Origin of the sequence: Gloeocapsopsis crepidinum LEGE 06123 (assembly GCF_015207655.1) — a bacterium.
Taxonomy (GTDB): domain Bacteria; phylum Cyanobacteriota; class Cyanobacteriia; order Cyanobacteriales; family Chroococcidiopsidaceae; genus Gloeocapsopsis; species Gloeocapsopsis crepidinum.
Map to the genome: position 1 here is coordinate 96,773 of NZ_JADEWN010000004.1, position 25,623 is coordinate 122,395.

The following is a 25,623-nucleotide window of genomic DNA, read 5'->3' on the forward strand; positions in this document are numbered from 1 at the left end:
ATGAATAAGCAAGAACGACTAGTCATCAAAGTAGGAGCCGATTCAACTGATCGAGAATTAGCTTTGCTCCAATTGGACCGTTTAAACCATTCCATAGATAGTAGGTAACAAAATAAACTTGATCGCGCTGACTGGCTGGCAGAGATTGAGCGATCGCATTTTCATTCCAGCTTTTTTCAGTAGTTGAGATTTGGCGATCAAGAACGCGATCGAGTACCCCACTAGATAAGGATTGGGCTTCATTCCCAGCACTGAGATCGTGACCCAAGACAAAAATAGTATCTGCTGCCAAATTGGGCAATACTTCCAGAGAAATCTCCGTCGAGGGTTCTCCATGGTTGTGAGGCACTGATACAAGTTCAAAACCCAGTCCTTCAAACAGTTCGCCAAGATAACTATTTTGAGTAATTGCAGTGATTGAGTGAGAAAGTTGGTTTGTCCCCAAAAGCAATACAGAAGAATGAGTCACAACGGTTGGGGCAAGTGCTTTGCGAGCTTCTTTAACTAGATGCTCATAGGTCGCAATCGCGCGATCTGCTCGTTTTTCATCCCCCAATGCTTGCGCCAATTGTCGAATATTGTGTCGCCACTTGCCTCGTTGCGTTCGCACATCCCAGAGAATGGTTGGCGCAATGCGAGAGAGTGCTTCATAGGTGGCTTGACTTCCCCCTGTTTCCCCAAGCACCAAGTCGGGCTGTAGTGCATAAAGAGTTTCCAGGGATGGTTGATCTCGATTACCAAGGTTGATTGGTTGTGTGGTAATGCGATCGCCCAAGTAGGGAATTTGCTGATTGGGACGATCAAAAACTCTGCCCGTGTGAATTACAAATACATCAGCATAGGCATCTGGCTGTTCATCAAGGGACAGCAATAAATCTAAGGCATGAGGTCCTAGGACAGCGATTGTTTGAGGTTGTCCACAAATTTCTGCGTGTCCTGCATCATGTTGCACGCTGCGACAGTCAGTTTTGCTAGAGGTTGTGTCAAGGTTATGAGTTGCGCCATCCAATGCACGTCCGCAAGCCATAAACAGGGCTATGCACAACCCAAGTAAAAATAGCGTCAATAGTAGTCTGATCCGCTTCAACACAATTAAAGTTAGGCTAAAACATCAGATTTAAGCTAGAATTGCACCCTCACTGAGCCAATCACTGTAAAAGGTTCTCCAGGATTGATTTGCAACTCTCCTAGTCCAGAACGAATGTATTCCACGTTGAAGATGTTTTTGAAATTGAGCGCAAGGTTCCAGTTATCCCGTTGATAATAAATTGCGGCATCTGTTCGTAGATAGCGATCTAAATTAATCGTGTTTGCCTCGTTACTAAATCGATCGCCCACAAAAAACAGCCCCAAACCAAATCCCAATCCTTGTAAATCTCCACTTTGAATTTCATACGTTGTCCACAAGCTAGCACTATGCTGCGGAACATTAGGCGGTCTGCCGCCTTCAGGAATGTCATCGAAAGATTCAGTAATTTCTGCATCTATGTAAGAATAGGATGCGATCGCGTTCCATCCTGCCAAGATTTCACCGATTACGTTCAGTTCAACGCCGCGACTGCGCTGTTCGCCGAGTGCAACTGAGAAGCTTGAATTATTAGGATCGGAAACGGCGACATTGCTTTTGGTCAAATTGTACAACGCTAGAGTTGCAATCAAGCGATTGTCAAATAGCTCTGCTTTAGCGCCAATTTCAAATTGAGTTCCCCGTTCGGGTGCCAAAAGCGCGCCGTCGGCAGCTAGAGCAAAGTTGGGAGAAAACGACTGACTAAAGCTAGCGTAGAAGGATAACGGTTCAATGGGTTGATAAACAATGCCAACACGCGGCGAAAAAGCGCCTTGATTTTGTTGATCTGCGGTATCATCTGAAAATGAGGTTTGATCCACAACGTCATAACGTCCTCCTAGCAATAGCTTCACATTATCGGTCACTGCAATCAGGTCTTGCAGATAAAATCCCCATTGTTCGATCTGGGTTTGCCCATTAAACAATACAGGAACGTCAGCTGCATCTGGTCTGGAATAGCCATACTCTGGGTTAAAAATACTGATTGCTGGAGGAGCTAATGGTGGATCAAATGCCTGTTTTAAATCGAGATCTTCATAGCGGCGGCGAAAATCAATTCCTGCTAATAGTTCGTGTTCTAATGAACCTGTGGAAAAATTGCCAACTACATTGGCTTGTGCATCATATGCTTCCTCATAAATATTAAAGTTGCGGAAACTGCGATTGATTTGTTCCGTTTCAGCATCCACGCTGTCTAAGTCCACTGCCCGCAAAAACAAATCAGTGTTGGCATATCGGAAAGCATGGCGGATGCTCCAGTGATCGCTGAACCGATGTTCCAGTTGATAGCCCATTCTAAATTCGTCGGTTTGAATAAAATCATCCGGTTCGTGAAAGATACGGCTATATGGCACATCGACGACTTCTCCATTCAAGACAGCCAAGCCGCGATCATAAGGTTGAGTGTTATCTAGATATTCCAATTCGACAGTAAGATTAGTCTGATCGCTAATTTGCCAACTAACAGTGGGGGCAATGAAGTACCGCTCAAACTCTTGATCGAAGTCACGAAAGCTATCTGCGCGTCGGTACAGTGCGTTCAATCGATAGAGTAAATTGCCATCTGCTGTCAATGGTCCTGATAGATCAATCCGAGGCTCGATCAAGCCATAGCTGCCAACCAGTCCCTCAATTTCATAGAATGGTTCAGACAAAGGTTGTTTAGTTACTAGATTAATCACCCCTCCTGGCTCTGCGGCTCCATAGAGAATAGAGGCAGATCCTCGGAGAATTTCAATTTGCTCCAGGTTTGCCGTTTCTTGAATGCCACCAAAGGTAAACTGCCGGAACCCATCGCGCAGAATGGCAGAATTGTTAAATCCACGAATAGTGAAAGTTTCGGTGTCTCCCGCTCGTTGATTGCCTGCAATTACTCCTGCCGTATTCCGAACGGCCTCATCTAAGCGCAGAACTTGTTGATCTTCTAGCACAGTTTGAGGAATTACCTGAATTGATTGGGGAATATCCCGCAAAGGAGTCTCAGTCCGAGTGGCAGTAGTCGCATCGGTAGCGAAGTAACGGCTGCCTTCCTGTTCGCCTGTCACCACAATTTGAATTTCTTCCTGGAGTGGCTCTGATGCGATTTGGGGCATTACGCTCACGACTAAGCCTTGAGCCACCGTTAGATCAACTGTGGGTGGACTCTCAGAACCTGTAATAGTCATCCGAATTCCAGTTGCTTGTGAAGTGACTGTAATCAACGCTATCCCTTCAGCTGGGTTAACGCTCTGAAATTCTTTTGTGGGTAAAGTCAGGGTGACATCAGGAATATCTATAACTATCGCATTTCCTAACACCGAGCTTGTCGCTGCAGGAAACGGTCGTCCGCCTGCGTCCAAAATGATATCTAAGCCTGCTGTGGTTCGATTGAGTTGAATGTCAATTACCTGAATAGGAGCATTAGCTTGAGTGAGCCTTTTGCCCAGGGTTTTTGACGATTGCTTTTGCTCATTCATCAAGGTCGAATTGGCTACCATTAACAGGTTCTTGTGAGATTCGCTGATGTACTTTGCCTCGATTGCCTGTGCAACTTCAACAGCAATAAATCCAGCACCAAGCACACACATCGCCATGAACTGTTGAAATGTTCTCCACATAGCTCCTCACAACCTCATATTGCAAGATGCAGTTACCCGCCTTGCAGCACTCACTATCAAGAAATTTTCTTAAGTTAGCTTCATTAAGATACCGAGTTTGAGGACTGAGAGACTTGTTTGAAACGGATCTTTATTTGTTCGAGACGGATCTTTGTTTGGCTAGGAGCGCACAGTAATGGACATCGGTCGTGACAATCGCTCCAAACAAGCACTGGGATTAAATCCAAACTTCTTCCGAAATGCAGCATTAAACGAACTGAGGCTAGTATAGCCAACAGCGTTGGAAATTTCTGTAACGCTCATTTGCTGTTCAGTTAGAAGCTGTCGCGCCTGTTCTAGACGACAATTTCGGAGATAACCAAAAACAGTGGTCTTAAAAACCTGCCGAAATCCGATCTTCAGCTTGTAGTCATTTAATCCAACCTGTCGTGCCAAAGCTATCAAAGAGGGTGGATTTTCTAAGTTGTGGTGTAAAATTTCCCTTGCCTGATAAATGCGTTCAATATCATCTGGTCGTAACCCTTGAACAGAACGTAGGTAAGGATGAGGGTCCGCCACCTGCTCCACAAATTGCTCTAATGCCAATGCGACTAACTCTAAGGACTTACTTTCAAGATAAAGTTGCTTAGTTAGGCTATGATAAGGGCAATGCAGCAACTGTTGTAGAGCAAGCTGCATGTCGGGTGTCAGTGTTAAGCGTAAATCTGCATACTGCTGACCAATGTCATTGCACAGTTGAATGAACGAGCTAGGAAGAGACGCAGTATTAGAATCTGCGAGGGCTTCAAACAAATGCCTAATAGCACTGGGCAGGCGATCAAGTCGATCAGCTATGAACTCCTGTACAATACTAGACTGTGTAAAATGGATGTCAACTTGCAGGGTTTGTTGTCCTGCTAACCGTTGCGTGGTGTCATCAGAAACTCCATTAACACAAATAAAATACTCATCTGCACCTCTGATATCCCCATTCTCTCCTAAACAGTATCCCGAAAGCTGAAACCCAAACTCTAACCAAGGATAATCCTCCCTTGGCTCCTCTCCTTCCAGCCAGAGATGATCGTGCAATTCATAATCGTGGATTAGCAGTAAGATTCCTTGCCTGAGATGAATCCATCGCCGCTGCCCCTTTCCCAATTGTGGAGGGCATTGTTGAATTACATCAAATGGATCAATGATTTGTGACTTGTGACTTTCCCACAGTTTTTGGTGGGCGTCAGCAGACAAAGAAACAGGCATGAGTATTTAAGAACGTACTTTAGTTGAGAATTATTCTTAATATTCTCGCATAAGAGGACGATCAAGATATATCCTCGACTTAGAAATAGACGATGCCAATATTTATAGAGTTTTGAAAGGCATTTTTAGCCTCTTTTTGATTTATCTGCAGCGTACTCTCCTAATTGTGAAGCAAGTTGGTTGCAGACGATCGCGCATAGTATTGGGTACTGGTTTGTCAAACATAGCGTTTTAACTAGAGTACCAAGTTGTATCCCAAGGATTACCACCAGTTTCTAAGCCACATATAGAACTATATGCAGTAATAATTGATTGATTGGAATAACGCGATCGCAACTCTAATTTCACCTCACCCTGCATCGTATCTTTACACGCAAAAATTAAACCCTCTTCAGTTGGCGCACGTAAAGGAGTTCCAGGCAGATCTGTTGTTCCAGTCACTGTTACCTCATATTCAGAGTTAGTGGCTTGCATTTGCCATCTACCCCAAGGCTGAATTTGCCAAGAGACTTGAGAGTTCCAGGGGACGAATTCATAAAACTTCCCTTGATAGTGAACGCCAATCATCGCCACCGATTCCATCCACCACAACACACCTCGTCTACCGCCACCAGCAGTTAAAGCTAAGTCAGGTTCGCCTTCAAAACAATTGCAATTCACCCAAAACCACTTTTTGGGAAAAGCACCACCCCAATTTTTTTCTCCATAAGCGGGGGCGTCAGTAAATTCGTAGCGCTTACCGTTCCAATCAATCCAACCAGAAGCTAGCCCGTGTGCCATCAGAATCTGCCATCCAGGTTCAAAAATAGGCAAAGATGACAATAAACCAGCCGTTGATTGTTGCAGTTCGCCTTTATTTCCCCAACCGTATACTGGCTTAATTTCATACTCCCAACGACAATATCCAGTTGCAGGGTTGTGAATAATTCCCTGATTAAGTGTGGCTGTAGCTTGGTAGCCTTCTTTTATGCGACTATCAAATTCATCGGGAAGTAATAATGTTGGCTGGGTGCGTAAATCAGTTTTACCCCAATGTCCTAATTCGAGTTTAGATGAATTTGCCCAAAAGCCCTGCACATCTGGAAAAGTCCGCCACAGATATTCATCATCGGGACCTAAAATTTGGGCTGCACCGCCACTATAAGGTTTACCACCAATCGGATCTTCAATAGAGTACATGAAAGCAAACGTCTGCCCGCAATTAGGTAAAGTTACGCGGTAATACCAACCTTCAAAGAAACGGCGATCGCTACCATCCCAGTGATAACCACTATGTGGTGTTTGCGTTGAGTTATGAGATTTGGGAATACTAGACATAAAATACCAGTATGCGCGGCTGATTACCCTTTTGAGGAAATTTTCTTTATCTATTCCTACAGTAGTTTAACAAGTTAAAAACTCAGGATTTTCATCAAAGCTCATTAATTCAATTAATGCTGGATTATCTATCATATCTTTTGCTGCTAAATATCCAGCAATGCTCCAAGTTTGATATCTTCTTGATTCTTTACCGATTAACCGCCCATTTTTACTATCGTAGTATTCGGGCCATCGATCTTTACCGATGCGTTCTTCTGCGATCGCGATTGCTTTATGAGCAATTTCTTGACGATTTGTTTTGATTGCCGCAGCAGTCAACATCCATAATAAAATAGGCCAGTTTCCTCCATTATGATACGACCACGGTCGATTTTTGGGGTCGCATCCGGTAACAATCCGCCAATCTGCGCCTTCGACAGCAGGGAAACAGATTTTCATTGGCATATATCCTACTAAATCTTGCCAACGATCTTCTATCAAATTCATGATTTGCTGAGATTCTTCTTGACTAGCTAATGAAATTAAAATTGCCATCAAGTTTCCCAAAGCAAAAAAGCGAAAATCCATTCTTCCTGGTCCTAGATTCCCCGCTAAATAGCCTCCATTTTCTGGCAACCACTCTGTTAACCAAGCAGGAATAGAATCAGCATAAATATTAAATTTGTTAGCAATCTCTTGCCCAAATTCTTCACCAGAAAAACGATAAATTTCATTTAATCGTTGCAAATTCAACCAATAATATTCGCGGACGTGATAGCCTAAAGTGCCCAAGCGATATTTTACAGCATTTAAATACTCATCACCATTGTTATCAGGTAATAGTAACTCTTTCGCCGCACGTAAAGCCGCATAAAATAACACTTGAATTTCTAAAGGATGCCCATAAACGCCCATCCGACGGTCAATCATAAAAGCACCATCGGGAACTAGCATTGTGGGGTACATAGCAAACCGATGCACCAAACACAGATCGAGAATCAGTTTAATTCCTTCTTGAAAATCGGCTTGATGGGCTAAAGCCATATCTCCTGTTGCTTTAACATAAGCCCGTAGCAGGATAATCCACCACAAACAGCAATCTACTGGAGGAACTCTGGCGATCGCATGTTCGCCAAAATCAGCAATTAAGTGTTCTTTGCCGTCAACGCATTCTACTTTAAAACTTGCAGGCATTAACCCTGGACCTGGACGAAAACAGTCCATTTGCTTTTCATGGCTTTGTAGTTTCAGCGTAATAATCAAGAAATCACGGACAATCTCTACTTCTCCCTCAGTTAAAAACGCGATCGCCGATACAACAAAATCACGGACAAAGCACTGATCGTAATTCAAAGCATCCATCTCAGGATCGTTAGCCGCTATCGTCCCTACAGGACGCCCCTGATAGCGAAGAATTGATTTATCTAGTAATTCTCTTGCTTGTTGAATAAGTTCATCACTTTTTTGGCTAGCTGTCATTTTTCTAAAAAATATCAACAATCGCGAATAGACAACCTTTTATCTTATTTAGTAGAACTTATTCATCTCCAATTGGTAGTATAAATAGCTAGGTAGGTGGGTATAATTATGAATTGCGTTTTTTTGTTTTGTTAATAGTTAATCGTAATGGTTAATTGTTGCTCTGCTAACCATTGACCTACAACAGCTTGTCATTTTTGTTTGTTTTTACCCACTTATAAATACAGTAAATGCGACTAATTACCTGTTACCCGTTACCATTTTTATATATCTGCTAAAAGCAAACTCTATTTTATCTAACTTGATAACGCACCAATCTCCGGACATTTTCGCGTGAAAGTCCGAGTTCTTGAGCAATCGTAGCTTCAAGTTGGTCAAAGTCAGTAACGGGAAAAATGAAATCTAGCTTTTTCAATACAGAATCTTTTGTCATCACTTCAACTTTCGTAAATCCTTGCTGTCGATCGACTTCAGCTTGAATAACGACGACAGTGACAGAAAGATGAACTTCAAGTTGAGTATCAGCTTCGAGTTGAGTCGTTGTACCATAGGGACGACTCAGTACATGATCTGTCAACACACTCGTGGCAAACCAGAAGGCACATCCAAGAAGAGGTAGCGCTAGCCAAAACTCTAGCCCAAGTGTATATAATGCTCTGAACCAGCGAAATGAAATCATACGGCGACGCAAAAGGAATCTTGTAACAATCTTTCCGGTGACAGACGTACGCTGGAGTGTTGTTTACTTACTATGTGCATCATTCGTAGGCGATCGCGCTATATGAGAATCTTACTCGTAGAAGACGACCCCGCGCAATTAGAACCACTTTATGCTGCTTTGTCGCAAGCTGGACATATTGTCGATGGTGTTGAAGATGGGGAAACGGCACAGTGGCTATTATCTCAAAAAGAATACGATTTACTCATTTTGGATTGGCTACTACCGCGTGTCAGTGGTTTAAGTTTATGTCAACAGTTTCGCCAAGCTGGTAAAACAGCACCAGTATTGATGCTAACAGCAAAGGATACTACAGCAGATAAAGTCACAGGTTTAGATGCTGGCGCAGATGATTATCTAGTCAAGCCTACGGATATTATGGAACTTCTAGCACGAGTTCGAGCTTTAGGTAGGCGATCGCCATTATGGCAAAGCGATACGCTACGGATGGCAGACTTGCAATTACATCTCAATAGTCTTGCCGTCGAACGCAATCATACAACCGTGCAACTATCTACACGAGAATTTCAGTTACTAGAATACTTTTTTCGCCATCCCCGTCAAGTACTCACCCGCGATCAAATTGAAGAAGCGCTTTGGGAATGGGGTACAGAACCGGAAAGTAATGCAGTTACAACCTTAGTCCGCCGACTACGTCAGCGGTTACAAAGCATTAATGCGGCTGATTGGATTGAAACAATTTATGGTATGGGGTATCGCTTAAATCCACCGGAAGAAGAAAGAGAAATACAAAGCGCAGGGTTAGGAGTTAGTGACTAGTGGGATAAGAGAATAGAAGTGTGGGCGTGTGAGAGAGTTGGCGAGTTGTAGAGATTGAGAGATTTAATTGCTATTTTTCCCTCATATTCTACTACCTTACTACCTGCTGTCCCTCTACTTCTTTAACTCCCTGACCCCTGATCTCTAGTCATGTTCAACCGCAGTCGTCGAAATTTAGCACGTTGGTTTACTCTTTCGATGGGAAGTATCTTAGTTATCTTTGCTACTGTTGTCTATTATCAGGAAGTTGAAGATGAACTTGAAGTTGTCGATCGCCTACTCTACAAAAAAACGCGGGCGATCGCTGCTAATGTAGATTATCGCCTTGAACAAGGAGAACGGCGAGTAGACCTAGAAAATGTTCCCTGGTTAGGTAATAATCCCTTACCAGAAGATACAGAATTAGTTTATGCCCGTTGGTATGACTCCCAAAAGCAAATTGTCCGTTTTTTTGGCACACCACCACCATCACAACTAACAACAGCTATTGGTTTTCATACGATTAAAAACGCTGAATACTCAACACCGAATAAGCTTCAGCCTTGGCTGCGTCAAGTGACATTAGTTGTCGAGAAAAATGATACGGTTCTTGGTTATTTGCAAATTGCAACGCCTTTAGCCGCTGCACAAGATTCGCTTAGTCAATTACGGTTATTTTTAGCTTTAGCAGTACCAGTAACAATATTCATCATTGCATTGGCGGGTTGGTTTTTGGGAGGATTAGCAATGCAGCCAATTCGTCAAGCTTACATTCAATTACAACGCTTTACTGCCGATGCTTCCCACGAACTACGTACACCACTTGCAGCAATTCTCAGCAATGCACAAGTTGGACTACTGTCAGAAGATAGTTCTCAGCAACGTTTCCGTCTAGAAAAGATTGTCGAAGTTGCTAAATCAATGAGTACCTTGGTTAGCAATTTATTACTACTAGCGCGACAGCAAGGAATTGCTGCGCCTGAATCTTTACAAGAAATTGACCTAGCTCAATTACTACAGGAAATAGCACGATACCAAGTAGAAAACAATGCAAATGCACTGAACTTTACGACAAACTTGCCACCGTATCCAGTCAAAATCCTTGCAGATTATAGTTTGATTCACCAGGCAGTGATGAATTTGCTAGATAATGCCTTTAAGTATACTCCTGCTGGTGGTAAAGTGCAATTGCGTCTTGCTGTGCGATCGCGTTGGGCAGAAATCGCAGTTGAAGATAGTGGTATTGGCATTCCTTGTGAAGATTTGCCTTATATTTTTGAACGATTTTATCGTGTTGATACCGAACGCACTAGAAAAAGTGGTGGTTTCGGTTTAGGACTTGCGATCGCACAGCAACTCGTGCAAGCTCATGGTGGGCAGATTAATGTTAGTAGTACTTATGCCCAAGGATCTACTTTTACAATCAAATTACCCCTCATAATGTCATAAACCTGTCATTTTCTTGTCACAAGGATCGTGATTAATGTTGAGTAAGTTCAGAGGGAGTCTTATTTTTATTTTGGGATATATGCTATCGCCACTGTCTTGGTGGAACGACTTGTTTTTTAATTTACCAATTGCTTATTTTTTTGGTTATATTTTTAGTCTATTCAATGCAGATTTATTTTTGCCTTTTTCGATAGTAGGCTACTGGATTTCTAATATTGCCGGTTTTCTACTGATGCAATTTGGAGCTGCTGATGTTCTACAAAAATCAGAACGAAATCTCAAGAAAGATTTGCTGATTGGCTTAATTTCCTCTACAGTTTACACGATTGTCGTTGTATTATTGCTGCAATTTAATATCCTAGAAAACCCATTATTGAGTAATTTAGTAAAGGGATAAGTGTAAACAACGAACATCCTCGCTATCAAAAGGGTAGTTGCTTAATCTTCAATTATATCTTTGCAATTCTGTCAAGTTATTAAGCCTTGCGCTGATATAGCTGCGCACTTTATTTGACTCAAGAGGAGGTTCACCTTGACTCAAGACTACAACGCTAATCACCCTCAAACTGTGTCGCGGGAAGAACTACGAGAGTTAGTTCGTATGCAGTTACAGGCGCTATTAGAGCAGCAAAATTTTCAAGGTGCTAAAACTTTACTTGTCCCTGTACAACCTGTAGACATTGCAGAGGCGATTGAAGGTTTACCAGAAGCCATGCAGGCGATCGCATTTCGCTTGCTTTCTAAAGATGAGGCAATAGAAGTCTATGAGTATCTCGATCCGATTATTCAACAAAAGCTGATTGAAGAATTCAAACATCAAGATGTCTTGGATATTGTTGACAAAATGTCACCTGACGATCGGGCACGTCTGTTTGATGAATTGCCTGCAAAAATTGTCCGGCGACTGCTAACGCAACTAAGTCCTGAAGAACGACAAGCAACTTCTTTACTTTTAGGCTATAAACCTAATACTGCTGGGCGGATTATGACCCCAGAGTATATTTCTCTCAAAGAGGGAATGACTGTGGCTCAAGCATTAGAGCGCATTCGCAGTGTTGCTAATGTGACTGAAACTATCTATTACTTATACGTTTCAGATGCAGCAAGAAGACTTGTAGGTATCCTATCACTTAGGGATCTTGTGACAGCCCAACCCGATCAGACTATTGGCGAGATCATGACACGGGATTCTGTGCACGTCTACACCGAAACTGATCAAGAAGTAGTTGCGCGTATCATCAAAGATTATGACTTCTTAGCCGTACCCGTTGTAGATGCCGAACGACGCTTAGTTGGGATCGTGACTGTTGATGATGTCATCGATATCTTAGAAGAAGAAACTACCGAAGATATTTATACTTTAGGTGGCGTTCAAGCTGGTGGTGGTAATTATTTTCAAACTAACTTATTTACTGTTGCGCGTAGGCGTGTCGTTTGGTTATTAGTTCTATTGATTACAAATACTGCAACTGCAATCGTCATTCAAAACGAAGAAGAAGTTCTCGAACAAGTTGTGGCACTAGCAGCGTTTATTCCCTTATTAATTGGCACTGGTGGTAATGTGGGGGCGCAATCTTCTACAGTCGTTATTCGTGGATTGAGTACTAACGAAGTACAGATTAACAAGTTTCTCAGAGTCATATCGCGGGAAACTCTTGCCGGCGTAGTTTTGGGAGTCATGCTAGCGGTTGTCGTTACAGTGTGGGCTTACTTTCTTCAGGGTAATCTTGCTGTGGCGATCGCAGTGGGAGTGAGTTTATTTGCCATTGCTATTTTGGCTTCTTTCGCAGGTTCAGCGCTACCCTTTTTGTTTCGTTCCCTTAAACTCGATCCCGCTTTGATGTCAGCACCATTTATTACAACTGCAGTTGACGTTTTGGGTGTCTTAATTTATTTGTGGACAGCACGGATAATTCTAGGATTGTAAAGCTTGCGCAACTATGCCCCCTATGGGGATGTTAACCTAGGTATAGTGTCGGTACTTAGTGAGCTATGGACAGCATCGTTGAGCGCTTTGAGTACCTACCGTACTAAAAAGTTTACATATTAATTTCATCGAGGAATGTAAATTGGTTGCCATCCCTGAAAAACAGCAACAACAAGTATCTGCTCATTCTAGCAATGACCGAGTTGCCGTCTTGCTGATGGGCTACGGCGAAGTCGAAAGTTACGAAGATTTTGCTAACTACAACGAACAAGCTTTAAATTTACTGACCGCTAAATTTGCCCCAGTACCAACATGGATTTATCCACCTTTAGCTAAAGTACTAGCGCTGTTTGATCGCCATGAGTGGGATCATCAACACGATCACTTTATCTCACCTCATAATGCCATTTTTGAACAGCAACGCGCAGGTATTGAAAAGCACTTGCAACAACAGTGGGGAGATCGCGTTCAAGTATTCAAAGCATTTAACTTCTGCGCGCCCTTTCTCCCAGAACAAGTCTTAGCCGAGATTAAAGATCGAGGATTTGACAAAATTCTGATTTACCCCTTACTCGTTGTTGATTCAATTTTCACAAGCGGGATCGCAGTTGAACAAGTCAACAAAGCTTTAGCACTGACTGACGGTGAAGAACACTGGGTCAAAGCTCAACGTTATATTCCCTCTTTTTACAATGAATCTGCCTATATTGGTTTAATGGCACGTCTTGTTGAGGAAAAAATTGCTAGCGATCTGGCTGCAGCATACCTACCTTCACAAATTGGTATCGTGCTAATGAATCACGGCTGTCCGCACAAGGCAAAAGGATTTACTTCTGGAATTACAGAAAGTGAAGCACTATACGAGCAAGTCAGAGAACAATTAATCTACCGCTATCCTCTGATTTCTGTAGGCTGGCTGAACCATGACACGCCGCTGATTGAATGGACGCAGCCTAATGCGACAGTAGCTGCAAAAAACTTGATTGAACTTGGTGCTAAAGCGATCGTGTTTATGCCAATTGGCTTTGCTACCGAAAATCATGAAACTTTACTCGATGTCGATCACATTATTCATGCTCTACAGCGCCAGCATAAAGATATCACTTATGTGCAAATGCCTTGTGTGAACGACCACCCTGATTTTCTGAAAATGGCTGCAGAATGGGCTAATCCTCAAATTGCTGCTTTACTTTCAGAGCAAGCGATCGCAGTCAATCCTCACTTAGCAGCAGTACAGGCGCATCACCATCACCACCATCACCACGAACACCATCATCACTAAAAATATCTAGCTTTAGGGTAGGCTATCTTGCCTGCCCGAACAACTTACTTAATTCTACTGATCTCAAACAAATCAGAATCATACAGAATAATGCTCCACCCCTGACGCAGTATTTTTCCTTCTATTGCCAATTGTTGTAACATTCTTGTCACTGTTACTCTTGTTGAGCCAATTGTATCTGCTATGTCTTGATGAGTAATTGGTAAATCTATCTGCCGCCCCTGCTCAACATCACAACCAAACTTTTTATTAAGCCAAATTAGGAACTCCCACAATCTCAGTGCAACTGATTCTCTGCGGATGATCCGGATTAATTCTTCAGTTTGTTGCATCTGCTGTACAATGTCTTCTAAGATGTTTCCCCATGTATGAGACGGTAAAGCGCTACACTCTACATCAGTCAAGCATTCAATCTGAAAAGGGCGAATACGAGATATTGCTTGCCCTACAACTTCACCAGCTCCCCAATAACCTAAGACAATTAACGTACCATCTTCTGTCCACGTAGACGTGCGTACAATCCCGCGTTCAATTTTCCACAAAACTTCTGTTTGAAGAGGAATCTGTTTCCGGCGACGAAACGTGTACTTCGTAGAGGGTAAAGAAGGCTCTGAACCTGAGTCTGGCATTGCAATACTCTCTCACAGTACGAAAAGTACATCTATTACACTGTTATCACGCTATTGCAGTCTTCTTCGGCAATCAATAGTAATTTTACGGAAATATTTAGGTAGATTTCAAAACTCATCAAAAAAAACAATAAAATTACGATTGTGGATTAATTGAATATAAAGCTATAATAGAAAATTTTGTTATTATCAAAGTCAAGATACCCTGCAAGCAACTGGTCTAAAGTTTTATGATGTTAACTATGACCAATTGCTATAACAGGAAACACATAACCTCAATCAGAGCTTACGCTATGCAACGTCTTGCAGCTTGCGTGTATTTTCTACTAAACTCTGAGCAAATTGATCAAAACGCTGGGAAAGTTTTTCATCTAAAATTTTTCCATCAGAACTGAAAGCTTTCCATGCTTGTCCGACTGCAATTTGTTCGGGAATTACCCAAGCGTGTACCCAACGCATAATGACTCGCAAATCATTTAATGCGTTGCTATTAGACTGACCTCCGAGAACGCTAATCAATCCAACAACTTTGCTATCTAGCTGCTCAAAGCTCATCAGGTCTAGAGCGTTCTTTAGGACACCACTTACACTACCGTGATACTCTGGAGTCGCCAAAATTAAGCCGTTAGCATGCTTGACTGTATTCTGCAGTTTGGCTACATCAGGATAGTCTAAATAGTCATCTCCTCCATCGCAAAATGGTAATTTCATTTGCCTAAGATCGAGAACTTCGACTTCTGTACCCAAAGCCTCAATTCGCCTTGCTGCTAAGCTTAAAGCCAGTTGGCTATAAGAGTCAGGTCTTAAACTACCACCAATTCCTACAATTTTTACCATTGAATTGCTCCTTGAAGAAGTTTACTAAAACGCTAATTAATCTCGTTAATACTTAAATACGGTTATCCATCTTCGGAGCAAAATCCTTGATTGAGTGCAATGTCTAAACAGTTCTTTTTCGTCAACTTGTGTAAACGAAGTCGTTATGAGTATGGTTTAATTATAGGGAACTTATTACGGTTGTGTCAAATCTCAAGTTATGCCAGCACAAGAAATTGAGCTATTAGTGATACTAGAGGTAGTTATAGGAAAGCTAAACTAGATCTTGACAAGATACATTTTAAATTTTTATTCACGCTCAGGCAGAACGCTCAAATGCAAGTGCTTGGGTTAAAGCAGTAGACAAAGGGCAATCAATATGAGAGGTTCGCAAAAAAAAGCATTGATGCGCCAAAGACCGGCAAGCGGTTTAGCTTTTACTGGTGCGATCGCCGCAGGCTGGATTATGTTACAGTCTACGCTCGTGGCAAGCCCAGCACTAGCGCAAAGAAGAGAGCCTAACGCTCTGACATATGGTGAATTACTAGAAAGAATTGATGCAGGTCAAGTCGAACGAGTTGAAATTGATCCAACTCAACGAGTTGCTAGAGTTCAACTTGAAGGACAACAAGCAGATGCTCCACCGCAAGAGATCCCACTACTCGACCAAAATCCAGAATTAACTGAAAGACTGCGGGCGAACCAAGTTGATTTTGAAGTAAGGTCTTCTGCTGATAGTAGAGTTGCCATTGGCATCTTGGCAAACTTGCTATGGATTTTGCCATTGATGGCTTTGATGTTATTGTTTTTACGGCGATCGAGCAACGCATCCAATCAAGCAATGAACTTTGGTAAATCCCGCGCTCGATTTCAAATGGAATCAAAAACTGGGATTACCTTTGTTGATGTTGCTGGAATTGAAGAAGCAAAAGAAGAACTACAAGAAGTCGTCACCTTCCTCAAACAACCTGAACGCTTTACAGCAATTGGTGCCAGAATTCCCAAAGGTGTGCTGTTAGTCGGACCGCCAGGAACAGGTAAAACACTTCTGGCTAAAGCGATCGCCGGAGAAGCTGGAGTGCCATTTTTCAGTATTTCTGGTAGCGAATTTGTCGAAATGTTTGTTGGTGTTGGTGCTTCCCGCGTCCGTGACTTATTCAAAAAAGCCAAAGACAACGCGCCTTGCTTGATCTTCATTGATGAGATTGATGCTGTAGGAAGACAACGCGGAACCGGAATTGGTGGCGGAAACGACGAGCGCGAGCAAACTCTCAATCAGCTTCTCACAGAAATGGACGGATTTGAAGGCAATACAGGAATTATCATTATTGCCGCAACGAACCGTCCTGATGTTTTAGATTCTGCATTACTGCGTCCTGGAAGATTTGACCGTCAAGTTATTGTGGATGCTCCCGACCTCAAAGGACGTCAAGAAATCCTCCAAGTTCATGCACGAAATAAGAAACTGGACGCGAATGTGTCATTAGACGCAGTAGCAAGACGGACACCAGGATTTACAGGCGCAGATTTAGCCAACTTGCTCAACGAGGCGGCAATTTTGACAGCCAGACGACGTAAAGAAGCAATCTCATTGTTAGAGATTGATGATGCGATTGACCGAGTTGTAGCGGGGATGGAAGGAACACCACTAGTCGATAGCAAGAGCAAACGCTTAATTGCCTACCACGAAGTAGGTCATGCATTGCTGGCTACGCTCTTAAAAGATCACGATCCCGTGCAGAAAGTTACACTGATTCCACGCGGACAAGCCAGAGGACTAACATGGTTTACTCCTAATGAAGACCAAGGGTTAATTTCTCGCGCTCAGCTTTTAGCAAGAGTTACTGCAACGCTTGGCGGACGAGCAGCCGAAGAAATTGTGTTTGGGAAAGAAGAAGTTACAACTGGTGCAGGTCAAGATTTGCAACAACTGACCAACTTAGCAAAGCAGATGGTAACTCGCTTTGGCATGTCTGACTTAGGTTTGCTTGCACTTGAGAATCAGAACAGCGAGGTCTTTCTAGGGCGCGACTTAATGACTCGCTCAGAATATTCTGAGGAAATTACAGCACGTGTAGATGCTCAAATTAGGCAGATTATTTCCCATTGCCACCAACAAGCGTTGAAACTTCTTCAAGACAACCGCGTTCTTATGGATCGATTGGTAGATTTACTTATCGAACAAGAAACAATTGACGGCGATGAATTTCGGAAAATCGTAGCAGAGTACAAGCAATCTCAACAAGATGTACTTGTTGCTAGTTGATGACAACTAGAATACTCTGAAAGTTGAAAGCCGATAAGTTTCATAGAACTCATCGGCTTTTTGTCAAGGTTGTGAAATAAAAAGAAATTTATTAAGACTTTTAGTTGTTCTTTTCTGACTTGAACCAAGTACACAATTTCCTACGTGCTCTGTTCAAAGCATAGAATAGGTAACAAATTATTGAATTTTGGCTGAAGATTGTAGCGATCTCCCTGATTGCTGAGCATACATAGCTCTCAGAACAAGTGCGGGATCTACATAATTATTTGCGTACTTAAGTCCCCAGTGAAGATGAGGACCTGTAGTTCGTCCAGTCATTCCTATTCGACCAATTCGTACGCCACTGTTAATATACTGACCCTCCCAAATTTGAATTCCACCCTCACGGTCAATGAAGTAGCGATTACCACCTTGAGCTTCAACATGACCTTTCATATGACAATAGGTATGTTCCCAATCACCTGATCGAACAACAATATGAGTTCCACAAGCTGTACGATCCGAGACTTTAATAACTTTTCCTGACCACCAGTTACGAATATAGCTTCCTTGGGGTGCTGCAAAGTCTAGCCCTCTATGAAACTCCCATCCTGACCCACCAGTAGCAGAACGACGATAACCAAAGGGAGAAGAATAAGCTTGAAAATTTTCTACAGGGAATGAGGCGCTTTGCCAAGTACTACTTGTGGCAACCTGGTTTTGTTCAGCAGCGACAGCTTGAGTCATGTGTTGTTGCCAAATCAAGCTTGATGCACTCAATATTCCTAATACAGCAAGCAAAAGACTTTTTTTAAAACGAGCACGAATTTTCAGGGGTTGACGACTAGATGCAGACGCTTGCTTCATACTTTCACTCCTTAATGTAGATATCCGTCTTCGGTTAGTAGCTTTGACAATTCATCATCTGTATTATCTTTTTGATTTGGCAATACTAATAGCCTTATCAGTTTGAATAATCATTTGATAATCATTTTTACTCTGTACAAAGAGCGATCGCCTGTTTAACAACAAACAACTGTGAATCCTTCAAAGAACTATTGAGTTTCCTGAAAAAGCAAAAGTTCCCTTCCCTGATGACAACACTTTTTATCATTTTTTAACGATGTCTTTTTATAGACGAGGCTATGATTAACTTTTGTTAAGTAACCTGTTATAGCAGACATTAAAAGAAATTAGCGTCAGATCCACTTGTTATCCAAGCGCAATTCTACTGATAAATTTTGCTAAATTTATACTAAAAAGCTACTACTAAAGCCGGAAATATACGGTAGTAAAATAGACTAATTCTGTGTCTATAATTAAGGAATTTACTAAATTCTGATTGAAGCTAAAAATTCAGTAAGTTTAGTTTAAGTATTTTGTTTTGCTTTGAATTGACAATTGAAAAGACGTACATCTTGATTGAAATTAACGCGAATGAGAAAGATAGGTGCAGCCTTCCTATTGATGTCGTGATTGAATCACGAGCTACTTCTACCAATATCAGCTCGTTACGTCAGTCTCCACTGTCGTATTCTTGCAAAACAGTATGGATCTATCTGCTTTTATCTAGTATTGAAGTGGGCAGGAGGAGAATCGAACTCCTATGACCGCAAGGTCGCCACATTTTGAGTGTGGTGCGTCTACCAGTTTCGCCACCCGCCCTTGGGTGCAGCTTTATGATTATAGTGCATAGTGTGACTTTCTAACAAGTTTTGATAATCTCGACTTGATGCCCAGCGATCTATTTCTCTTGCGCGTAGTACTGGTAATGGATGAGTTAATTGAGATGTCCGCGCTGATTTTAAGACTTCTCCCATTTCAGTATTACTGATATCGTCATAGGCACGTGCTTGAGCGAGAAAAGCATCTAAATTGAGTTGCGGTGCTAGTGTTGGCGAACCGCCAGACAACTTCATCAAAAGTGACATCACAATTTTGGGATCTTGAGTTGCAAGTAATGCCGCGCGATCGCACGTAAATTCTGCACATCTTACCCACTCTAAAAGTTGTGCTTGCAGTGCTTGAGCAACAAAGCCACCAAAATTTGGTAACTGCCCTGCTGCTAAGACCACCAAATTTACTAAGGTAAGATACACTCCATGATCGCATTTAAGATGACCTAATTCATGAGCAATAACTGCTTGAATTTCCTCTGGAGTCAGCAACTCTAACAAAGAAGTATGTATGACAATAAATGGCTGCTTTCCACGCATAGCAAACGTGTAAGCATTGGGTACTGGATGTTGACGGACATACAATTGTGGTGGTTCAAGATCCAATACTCGACAAGCTTCTACTAGCAGCTTGTGAAACTGAGGTAGTTGTTGCTCTCCCACCAGAATACTTGAGGCAATATTTTCTACATAAAAAAACTGTTCTGCCATTTGCCCTAGCAGATTACGCACTAAAATATCAACGCCAGGAATCTGCTTGAGAGCTTTGGTGGCTTCTAAATCTAATGGATGACGAAACTCGTCGGCTTTTAAACCAATTAGCTGAATTGTAGAAAACATGCGTCGTTTTAGCTTGAGAAAGAATAAAGGAATTGCTGCTAGGTGTGACTAGCCTAATGCGATGTTATGTGTTCAGTATAACGAACAAAGCTTTTCCACTAAGGTTTGACAATCATTTACTACAAGCACTTGAAAAGCTATAGGCAAGTACAAAGACATTGCCAGTTCAAGTCTAGCCTCTTGTATTGGTCGATAAACCTACCCGACTTCCGGTATACACTAAATGTCAAATCTTTACTGATCTCAGCGTATTTTCATTTAAGATATAGCGCTCATAGTATAGTTAAAACCTGAAGTCAGTAGTCGTAAAACCACATAGATGACACCAAAAGTGGAAAAAACTTGCTAGTTCTTCTACAGCTACAAAAATGTCAATCCTTTTCAGATAAAACGGGATCGCTGGTCAAACAAACACCACTGATATCTCCAATCGCGGGAATGCGTTCTAGTTTTGCGCCTAACGCTAGCAGTTTAGTTTCTATTTGTTCATATCCTCGGTCTAGATGGTGCAAGCACTGAATGCTCGTTTTACCATCAGCTGCTAATCCTGCTAAAACAAGTGCTGCAGAAGCACGGAGGTCAGTTGCTACTACTGGTGCACCGGATAACATAGAAACTCCTCGCACGAGTGCGTGGTTGCCTTTAACGCGAATATCTGCACCCATACGATTAAGTTCTGCTACATGACGCATGCGGTTTTCAAAGACCGTTTCTGTGATTAAGCTATTGCCTTCACTCAGCGTTAGTAAAGCCATAAACTGTGCTTGCATATCAGTAGGAAACCCAGGATAAGGCAAGGTTTCAATGTCGGTTGCTTTAATGCTGTCTCCAGGAAGAATCCGCAAGCAGTCGGATGATTCAGTGATAATTTGAGCACCAGTTTCTTGGAGTTTAGCAATAACCGCAGTCAGATGTTCGGGAACAACTGGAGATAAACTAATTTCAGAATGTGTAATTGCACCTGCGACTAGGAAAGTTCCAGCCTCAATCCGGTCTGGATTAATCGTATAGTCTGTCGAATGCAAGCTGGGAACTCCAGCGATTGTAATTGTATTTGTTCCTGCTCCTCGGATGCGAGCGCCCATTGCTTGACAGAAATTTGCTAAGTCTACAACTTCTGGCTCTTGTGCTGCATTTTCAATTGTTGTTTCTCCCTCTGCCAGAGTAGCAGCCATCATAATCGTTTCTGTAGCACCAACGCTGGGATAATCTAAGTAAATTTTTGCTCCTCTTAACTTGCGTTGACTACCAGTCACATAGGCATGGACAATACCATGTTCAATTTGAACATCAGCTCCCATTGCTTGTAAACCCCGAACATGAAGGTCAACAGGTCGAGCGCCAATAGTACAACCACCAGGTAGAGGAATGCGTGCTACTCCCAATCTTGCCAGTAATGGACCAATGATGAAGAAACTCGCTCGCAGCTGGCTAACTATTTCGTAAGGAGCTTTAGAGTGACTAATCGTACTGGCATTAATGTCTAAAACATCTTGCTGATGATCAATCTTGACTCCCAAAGCCGTTAAAATCTGCTCCATTCGCATAACGTCTACTAGTTTAGGAACATTGCGAATGCGGCAATCTTGAGGACAAAGCAGAGCTGCGGCTATGATTGTCAGCGCAGAATTTTTTGCTCCACTAATATTGACATGACCTTTAAGAGGATGCTTTCCCCAAATCTGTAGAACAGCAGCGTCAGCATCAGACTGTGTGTGTGTGTCTTTCAAACCATGAGAGGTAGTAATAGGTCTATCCTCCATAAATAATTAAGTACTTTTACAAGTTCAAAGTTGGTTTTGATTCTACATTGACATTTGCAAAAGTTAAACATTGTGAGTCATCGCATATTAATTTCATCGTGTTTTTAAGAAAAGAGTATTTACACGATTGTTTTATGCTTTCATGTATGGTAAGGAAGTAAATTTCAAATAGGATTGCATCTAGGGCAACTGATGTCATGTTAATTGTCTTTTCTACTGGTACAAATCATTATCCGCTTGACTTTTAGCAGAAATTAAGACATAATAAAAAGCTGGCTTATTAAAAACTGTGCGGAACTGGCGGAATTGGCAGACGCGCTAGATTCAGGTTCTAGTGCCGCAAGGCTTCCGGGTTCAAGTCCCGGGTTCCGCATCCGTCTTCTAAACGTTTCTGGATTAACCGAGAAAGCGGTTTGAATAACTTTAAGATGGGTTTTATGCTCTAAGTAGAAATGCTGCTAAAGAAACGTGCAATCTAGTTGGTTTGATACCTTCATTAGCAATCAAGTTAAGCCTATTAGTATCCCCCACTAGGTGAGTAACAAAATTGCCATCATCTAATTTTGCTTGTTCTCCATCTGTGTAATCCCACAAAAGCTTCTGTACTTGTTTCCTTTCCTTGCAGGTATTCAATTTTTTAAAAGTATTTCTTACCGTAGCTGGCTCTATACCATTAGGAAAACGCTTCATCTGGCTGACTCGGCGGTTAATTCTACTAATGCGATCGCAGGGAATTGTGTGAAGTAACTTGCCTTCTAGCTCCCCTTTCAAGCGTAGGGCTAATTTGTTGTCAGGAGATGAAAAAGCTGGTCGATATCATGCCAGAGAAAGCGTTGAGCTTTGGACAACGACCGATAGCCCCACTGTCGCACAAGGTTAAGGACGATAGTGCGGATAATAGACAAGTTGGTGGCAGGATTATGTCTGGCAAAGGGTGCCCTGTCTTCAGCTAAGACCACATCTTTGACCCAATGCAGCCCATTTTCAAGATCGCGATGCTCCCGAATGCCTAAGCCGAACTCCACCGCCTGAATGGACAAGCTGCTGAGGTAGTAGCTAGTGTGCTCAAAAGGTTGCCCAGCCCAACTACCACGCCGCAACAACCGCAATCAAACTCTGTGCTTTTGCCCAGTGTGCTCTCAGGTCAAGGGAGGCTTCAAACACCTGGACGGTGCGTTCAACCAACTCGGTCACGGGTGTGTTCTGTCTGGATGTCTACTGAGCAAGGACATTGCTGTTGAGCAACCTGGACGAAGTGCTTCAAGAGGTTAGGTTGATTGCCTTTGACCCCAACGAGATAATCATTGCCCTGCGCCGCAATTAACTGCACCGTTTGTTTTGGGTGTGCAACGCATCCATGCTGAACACAACAGACTTCAGCTTGAGTCAACGGTACACTGCCTTGCGTTGACCGCCTTCCGCGGTGACTCCAACAGGGTTTCGACCACTTTAATCTCACTGTACTTGTGATTTTCAAACTGTCGTAGGGCAACAACAATCCCTCGTTGGTGACTAGAGACTGACACCACATTGACAAAGTTTTGGTACGCCTGATTGTAGCCTTGAACACTGCCCTTGCTACTTTTGCCGTCAATGGCGAACCACTCCCCCGCCATTGCCCCAAACTCACTCTCTGTCCATTCGTCAAACTGGTCTGCCAAGCGTTAAAAGTCCAACTGCTCGAAGATACGTCGAAATGTCGAGTCTGAAGGCAAACGTTTGACCGTGATGCCTAAGTGTTGACACAACGCTTGATAATGCCGCACGCAAAAATCTTCCAGGGCTTGATACCCGTAACATCCACTTAGCGTCCCCAACATGGCAAGCAGCAGAATTAACCATAACGGGTAGCGCCGTCCTCGAGGGGCACGAAAGTCTTCCAGGGACTGGAGGGATTCAATCAAGGTCGGGACTCATTTAACTGACGTACAGACACTCCACTTTTGAGTCTATAATTCCTCTAATGGCAACTAATTAGCCCTACTTTAAGAAGGGGGGAAATAGCTTTGTAGTCAAACTTAGCTTTGCCGCGAGTTGCATATACCATTTCTAGGCATTCTTCAAAATCATCTCCTTCCCAAGTACCAATAGTTTTTAGATGATCTAGGAGCGATCGCCCTGTAGAATTAACTGGCATGTAGTTGGCAGAGTTTACTACTTCTGGGGTAGGTTGTATACTAGATTGCTTTATTTTTATAAAGCGCAGCAAGTCTAAAGTTGCAGCCAAAAGAGTATCTGTAGTAAATTCTATTTCTTGAAGCAGTTGTTCTTTGATAGTCATCTTCTTTGCTGTAAGATTTTTATATTTTTTGCGATCGCATTTATAGCGCTGCGCTCCGCGCAATCGCTTCTTCTAAATAAAGGATGTGTCAATTTATAAATCTTGCCATCCTGCTTCTTCCGTTTTGAACCAGTCTTTCTGTAACGATGATTCGCTTAATAACGCAGCCTCCGATTTTTCCTGCTGGTGTTTAGTTTGTAGAAACTGGATACAATCTAAAACTTCTTGTCGCAGTGGTTCTGAAACTTGTGCGATCGCTGCTTCTAGCTTTTCGGGTTTGAGTTGACTTTATAAAGGATGTGTCAATGTGCAAATCTTGCCATGCTACCTCTTTTTGCAGCGAGGATTTGTTTAGTAGGGCAGTCTCCTATTTAGCACAAATTAATTCCAGATGCGTTCTAATTGAAATACAAATCCAGGTAACACGTCTTCTCCCGACAAAGTTGCAGGAGAGTACACAATATCTTTAGGTTGCTCTGGTTTGTCAATTTCAACTTGCTTGTTTTGAGGATCAATTAGCCAGCCTAGTCGCGCCCATTGTCTATGTATTCTTGTATTTTGAATCGCAGCTGCTTTAAGTCATCGGTATGAGAGCGCAACTCTACTACAAAATCAGGACATAGAGGGGATAGCCATCTTGTTGCTCTTGGCTCAAAAAATCCCAGTGATCGTGTCTTACCCATGAAGCATCTGGCGATCGCTTTGCACCGTTAGGTAAAACAAACAAAGTACTAGAATCAAATCCTTCTCCTAATTCCAAGTTTGCCTCTACCCAATTATTTAATTGTCCAGTAAGACTACGGTTTCTGCGTCCTGATGTTCCTCCCGTTGGTGGCAAAATAATTAACTCTCCATTTGAAGATTGCTCAAAGTTCCACTCAGGATTGGATTGAGCGATTTTGAAAAATTGTTCATCACTGAGTTTGAGCGAGTGCAAGGTTATTATGATGTAGCAAGTTGGCTGTAAAGCGATCGCACTTCTTGTTTAACGTACTAAATATGTTTATCTGACCAGCTTTCATTGACAAACGGAAATCTTAATTGAATAGGAAAGCTAGGAATAGCTGCGTCAATTTTTGCCATTAGTTCTATTGTCTCTTGCAGAGCAACGACAATTCGCTGGTAATGCAGGATGTCTTCATCGCTGAGGGTGCGCCCTTTACGATCTTTGAGCCATTTCTGACAGACTTGATAGCCGCCAACATAGAAATTCCAGACGTTTTCAGGTACTCCGGTAAATCTGTCACCTTTCTTATTAATGATTACGTCACCCTGCTGGTATTTGGGATATCCTGCATCAACAACTCGATTCCCAGCGCGATCTTCATATTGAGTAATACCGTTATCTGTCAGAAAGGATGCGATCGCACAACCCGAACTCCCCATTTCTAGAAAGCCCTAAAATTGAGGTCTCCCAAAGTTGGGGAGCCACTGCGGTGGGGGAGTTTCCCCCGTTGTAGCAAGTGGCGTGGATTTAGGAGGCGCAGTACAAATTAGCGTCAAGCAAAAAACTCAACTTGAAAAAGCACACTGTAGCTGATAACTTTGAATTCATTTG

Annotated in this window: 22 protein-coding genes, 2 tRNA genes and 2 pseudogenes; 7 read left to right on the forward strand and 19 right to left on the reverse strand. The window is 42.4% G+C overall.

Annotation, left to right across the window (positions count from 1 at the left end):
• Nucleotides 1–25: 25 nt before the first annotated feature.
• From IQ230_RS02680 to IQ230_RS02705, 6 genes are all read right to left on the reverse strand, one after another.
• Nucleotides 26–1,027: an ABC transporter substrate-binding protein gene (locus tag IQ230_RS02680; RefSeq protein WP_193930515.1), complete on the reverse strand. Its 1,002-nt coding sequence runs from the start codon at nucleotides 1,025–1,027 to the stop codon at nucleotides 26–28.
• Nucleotides 1,028–1,122: 95 nt separating this feature from the next.
• On the reverse strand, nucleotides 1,123–3,663 hold the full coding sequence (locus tag IQ230_RS02685) for a TonB-dependent siderophore receptor (RefSeq protein ID WP_193930517.1): 2,541 nt from the start codon (nucleotides 3,661–3,663) through the stop codon (nucleotides 1,123–1,125).
• Nucleotides 3,664–3,822: 159 nt separating this feature from the next.
• Nucleotides 3,823–4,902 (reverse strand): helix-turn-helix transcriptional regulator, encoded by a 1,080-nt coding sequence (locus IQ230_RS02690; protein ID WP_193930519.1) that lies wholly within the window; start codon nucleotides 4,900–4,902, stop codon nucleotides 3,823–3,825.
• 231 nt (nucleotides 4,903–5,133) lie between these two features.
• Nucleotides 5,134–6,219, reverse strand: coding sequence for a tocopherol cyclase family protein (locus IQ230_RS02695; RefSeq protein ID WP_193930521.1), 1,086 nt, complete (start codon nucleotides 6,217–6,219; stop codon nucleotides 5,134–5,136).
• 66 nt (nucleotides 6,220–6,285) lie between these two features.
• Nucleotides 6,286–7,680: a glycoside hydrolase 100 family protein gene (locus tag IQ230_RS02700; protein ID WP_193930523.1), complete on the reverse strand. Its 1,395-nt coding sequence runs from the start codon at nucleotides 7,678–7,680 to the stop codon at nucleotides 6,286–6,288.
• 292 nt (nucleotides 7,681–7,972) lie between these two features.
• Nucleotides 7,973–8,359 carry a hypothetical protein gene (locus IQ230_RS02705; protein WP_228054525.1) on the reverse strand — a complete coding sequence of 129 codons (387 nt, stop codon included), beginning with the start codon at nucleotides 8,357–8,359 and terminating at the stop codon, nucleotides 7,973–7,975.
• Nucleotides 8,360–8,461: 102 nt separating this feature from the next.
• On the opposite strand from IQ230_RS02705, the gene rppA reads away from it, so the two are divergent.
• The 5 genes from rppA (at nucleotide 8,462) to IQ230_RS02730 (ending at nucleotide 13,815) form a co-directional block, all read left to right on the forward strand.
• Nucleotides 8,462–9,178 (forward strand): two-component system response regulator RppA, encoded by a 717-nt coding sequence (rppA, locus tag IQ230_RS02710; protein ID WP_193930594.1) that lies wholly within the window; start codon nucleotides 8,462–8,464, stop codon nucleotides 9,176–9,178.
• A 150-nt stretch (nucleotides 9,179–9,328) separates the two neighbouring features.
• Nucleotides 9,329–10,606: a sensor histidine kinase gene (locus IQ230_RS02715; protein WP_193930527.1), complete on the forward strand. Its 1,278-nt coding sequence runs from the start codon at nucleotides 9,329–9,331 to the stop codon at nucleotides 10,604–10,606.
• Nucleotides 10,607–10,685: 79 nt separating this feature from the next.
• Nucleotides 10,686–11,003, forward strand: a complete 318-nt coding sequence (locus IQ230_RS02720) for a hypothetical protein (protein WP_228054526.1) — start codon at nucleotides 10,686–10,688, stop codon at nucleotides 11,001–11,003.
• Between the two features lie 135 nt (nucleotides 11,004–11,138).
• The gene (gene mgtE, locus IQ230_RS02725) at nucleotides 11,139–12,533 is read left to right on the forward strand and encodes a magnesium transporter (RefSeq protein WP_193930531.1); all 1,395 of its coding nucleotides are present in this window, start codon (nucleotides 11,139–11,141) and stop codon (nucleotides 12,531–12,533) included.
• A 142-nt stretch (nucleotides 12,534–12,675) separates the two neighbouring features.
• Nucleotides 12,676–13,815 (forward strand): ferrochelatase, encoded by a 1,140-nt coding sequence (locus IQ230_RS02730; protein ID WP_193930533.1) that lies wholly within the window; start codon nucleotides 12,676–12,678, stop codon nucleotides 13,813–13,815.
• 44 nt (nucleotides 13,816–13,859) lie between these two features.
• Here the strand turns inward: IQ230_RS02730 and IQ230_RS02735 are convergent, their stop codons facing one another.
• Nucleotides 13,860–14,444 (reverse strand): Crp/Fnr family transcriptional regulator, encoded by a 585-nt coding sequence (locus tag IQ230_RS02735; protein ID WP_193930535.1) that lies wholly within the window; start codon nucleotides 14,442–14,444, stop codon nucleotides 13,860–13,862.
• Between the two features lie 291 nt (nucleotides 14,445–14,735).
• Nucleotides 14,736–15,281: an NADPH-dependent FMN reductase gene (locus IQ230_RS02740; RefSeq protein ID WP_193930536.1), complete on the reverse strand. Its 546-nt coding sequence runs from the start codon at nucleotides 15,279–15,281 to the stop codon at nucleotides 14,736–14,738.
• Between the two features lie 385 nt (nucleotides 15,282–15,666).
• Between IQ230_RS02740 and ftsH the strand changes: the two genes are divergently transcribed.
• Nucleotides 15,667–17,526: an ATP-dependent zinc metalloprotease FtsH gene (gene ftsH, locus IQ230_RS02745; protein ID WP_322742267.1), complete on the forward strand. Its 1,860-nt coding sequence runs from the start codon at nucleotides 15,667–15,669 to the stop codon at nucleotides 17,524–17,526.
• 177 nt (nucleotides 17,527–17,703) lie between these two features.
• On the opposite strand, the gene IQ230_RS02750 is transcribed toward ftsH, so the two are convergent.
• The 4 genes from IQ230_RS02750 to murA all read right to left on the reverse strand — a co-directional run bounded on the left by IQ230_RS02750 (nucleotide 17,704) and on the right by murA (nucleotide 21,784).
• The gene (locus IQ230_RS02750) at nucleotides 17,704–18,372 is read right to left on the reverse strand and encodes a M23 family metallopeptidase (RefSeq protein ID WP_193930538.1); all 669 of its coding nucleotides are present in this window, start codon (nucleotides 18,370–18,372) and stop codon (nucleotides 17,704–17,706) included.
• A 714-nt stretch (nucleotides 18,373–19,086) separates the two neighbouring features.
• Nucleotides 19,087–19,170 (reverse strand) — tRNA-Leu (locus IQ230_RS02755).
• Nucleotides 19,149–20,021 (reverse strand): M48 family metallopeptidase, encoded by an 873-nt coding sequence (locus IQ230_RS02760; protein ID WP_099702134.1) that lies wholly within the window; start codon nucleotides 20,019–20,021, stop codon nucleotides 19,149–19,151. The genes IQ230_RS02755 and IQ230_RS02760 overlap by 22 nt, the downstream gene beginning before the upstream one ends.
• Nucleotides 20,022–20,392: 371 nt before the next feature.
• Complete coding sequence (murA, locus tag IQ230_RS02765; protein WP_193930539.1) at nucleotides 20,393–21,784, reverse strand: UDP-N-acetylglucosamine 1-carboxyvinyltransferase; 1,392 nt, start codon at nucleotides 21,782–21,784, stop codon at nucleotides 20,393–20,395.
• Between the two features lie 291 nt (nucleotides 21,785–22,075).
• Here murA and IQ230_RS02770 point away from each other — a divergent pair.
• Nucleotides 22,076–22,157: transfer RNA gene (locus IQ230_RS02770), tRNA-Leu, on the forward strand.
• A 62-nt stretch (nucleotides 22,158–22,219) separates the two neighbouring features.
• Here IQ230_RS02770 and IQ230_RS02775 read toward each other — a convergent pair.
• From IQ230_RS02775 to IQ230_RS02810, 7 genes and pseudogenes are all read right to left on the reverse strand, one after another.
• Complete coding sequence (locus tag IQ230_RS02775; RefSeq protein ID WP_193930540.1) at nucleotides 22,220–22,555, reverse strand: hypothetical protein; 336 nt, start codon at nucleotides 22,553–22,555, stop codon at nucleotides 22,220–22,222.
• Nucleotides 22,556–22,961: 406 nt separating this feature from the next.
• The gene (locus IQ230_RS02785) at nucleotides 22,962–23,432 is read right to left on the reverse strand and encodes a hypothetical protein (protein ID WP_193930542.1); all 471 of its coding nucleotides are present in this window, start codon (nucleotides 23,430–23,432) and stop codon (nucleotides 22,962–22,964) included.
• A 16-nt stretch (nucleotides 23,433–23,448) separates the two neighbouring features.
• Nucleotides 23,449–23,688, reverse strand: a complete 240-nt coding sequence (locus tag IQ230_RS02790) for a transposase family protein (RefSeq protein ID WP_193930544.1) — start codon at nucleotides 23,686–23,688, stop codon at nucleotides 23,449–23,451.
• Between the two features lie 56 nt (nucleotides 23,689–23,744).
• Nucleotides 23,745–24,065 (reverse strand): DUF2281 domain-containing protein, encoded by a 321-nt coding sequence (locus IQ230_RS02795; RefSeq protein WP_193930546.1) that lies wholly within the window; start codon nucleotides 24,063–24,065, stop codon nucleotides 23,745–23,747.
• A gap of 93 nt (nucleotides 24,066–24,158) precedes the next feature.
• Nucleotides 24,159–24,323: pseudogene (locus IQ230_RS27840) on the reverse strand (hypothetical protein); the annotation flags it as partial.
• Between the two features lie 123 nt (nucleotides 24,324–24,446).
• Nucleotides 24,447–25,011: pseudogene (locus IQ230_RS02805) on the reverse strand (Uma2 family endonuclease).
• Nucleotides 25,012–25,058: 47 nt separating this feature from the next.
• Nucleotides 25,059–25,451 carry a type ISP restriction/modification enzyme gene (locus tag IQ230_RS02810; protein WP_228054527.1) on the reverse strand — a complete coding sequence of 131 codons (393 nt, stop codon included), beginning with the start codon at nucleotides 25,449–25,451 and terminating at the stop codon, nucleotides 25,059–25,061.
• Between the last annotated feature and the right edge of the window lie 172 nt (nucleotides 25,452–25,623).

Bases quoted from the DNA above. Each gene is read 5' to 3' on its own strand.
- IQ230_RS02695 (WP_193930521.1), bottom strand. From the start codon at position 6,219: ATGTCTAGTATTCCCAAATCTCATAACTCAACGCAAACACCACATAGT.
- IQ230_RS02690 (WP_193930519.1), bottom strand. From the start codon at position 4,902: ATGCCTGTTTCTTTGTCTGCTGACGCCCACCAAAAACTGTGGGAAAGT.
- IQ230_RS02760 (WP_099702134.1), bottom strand. From the start codon at position 20,021: ATGTTTTCTACAATTCAGCTAATTGGTTTAAAAGCCGACGAGTTTCGT.
- IQ230_RS02810 (WP_228054527.1), bottom strand. From the start codon at position 25,451: ATGGGGAGTTCGGGTTGTGCGATCGCATCCTTTCTGACAGATAACGGT.
- IQ230_RS02705 (WP_228054525.1), bottom strand. From the start codon at position 8,359: ATGATTTCATTTCGCTGGTTCAGAGCATTATATACACTTGGGCTAGAG.
- IQ230_RS02715 (WP_193930527.1), top strand. From the start codon at position 9,329: ATGTTCAACCGCAGTCGTCGAAATTTAGCACGTTGGTTTACTCTTTCG.
- IQ230_RS02720 (WP_228054526.1), top strand. From the start codon at position 10,686: ATGCTATCGCCACTGTCTTGGTGGAACGACTTGTTTTTTAATTTACCA.
- ftsH (WP_322742267.1), top strand. From the start codon at position 15,667: ATGCGCCAAAGACCGGCAAGCGGTTTAGCTTTTACTGGTGCGATCGCC.
- IQ230_RS02735 (WP_193930535.1), bottom strand. From the start codon at position 14,444: ATGCCAGACTCAGGTTCAGAGCCTTCTTTACCCTCTACGAAGTACACG.
- IQ230_RS02795 (WP_193930546.1), bottom strand. From the start codon at position 24,065: ATGACTATCAAAGAACAACTGCTTCAAGAAATAGAATTTACTACAGAT.
- IQ230_RS02700 (WP_193930523.1), bottom strand. From the start codon at position 7,680: ATGACAGCTAGCCAAAAAAGTGATGAACTTATTCAACAAGCAAGAGAA.
- IQ230_RS02680 (WP_193930515.1), bottom strand. From the start codon at position 1,027: ATGGCTTGCGGACGTGCATTGGATGGCGCAACTCATAACCTTGACACA.
- IQ230_RS02750 (WP_193930538.1), bottom strand. From the start codon at position 18,372: ATGAAGCAAGCGTCTGCATCTAGTCGTCAACCCCTGAAAATTCGTGCT.
- rppA (WP_193930594.1), top strand. From the start codon at position 8,462: ATGAGAATCTTACTCGTAGAAGACGACCCCGCGCAATTAGAACCACTT.
- IQ230_RS02685 (WP_193930517.1), bottom strand. From the start codon at position 3,663: ATGTGGAGAACATTTCAACAGTTCATGGCGATGTGTGTGCTTGGTGCT.
- IQ230_RS02740 (WP_193930536.1), bottom strand. From the start codon at position 15,281: ATGGTAAAAATTGTAGGAATTGGTGGTAGTTTAAGACCTGACTCTTAT.
- murA (WP_193930539.1), bottom strand. From the start codon at position 21,784: ATGGAGGATAGACCTATTACTACCTCTCATGGTTTGAAAGACACACAC.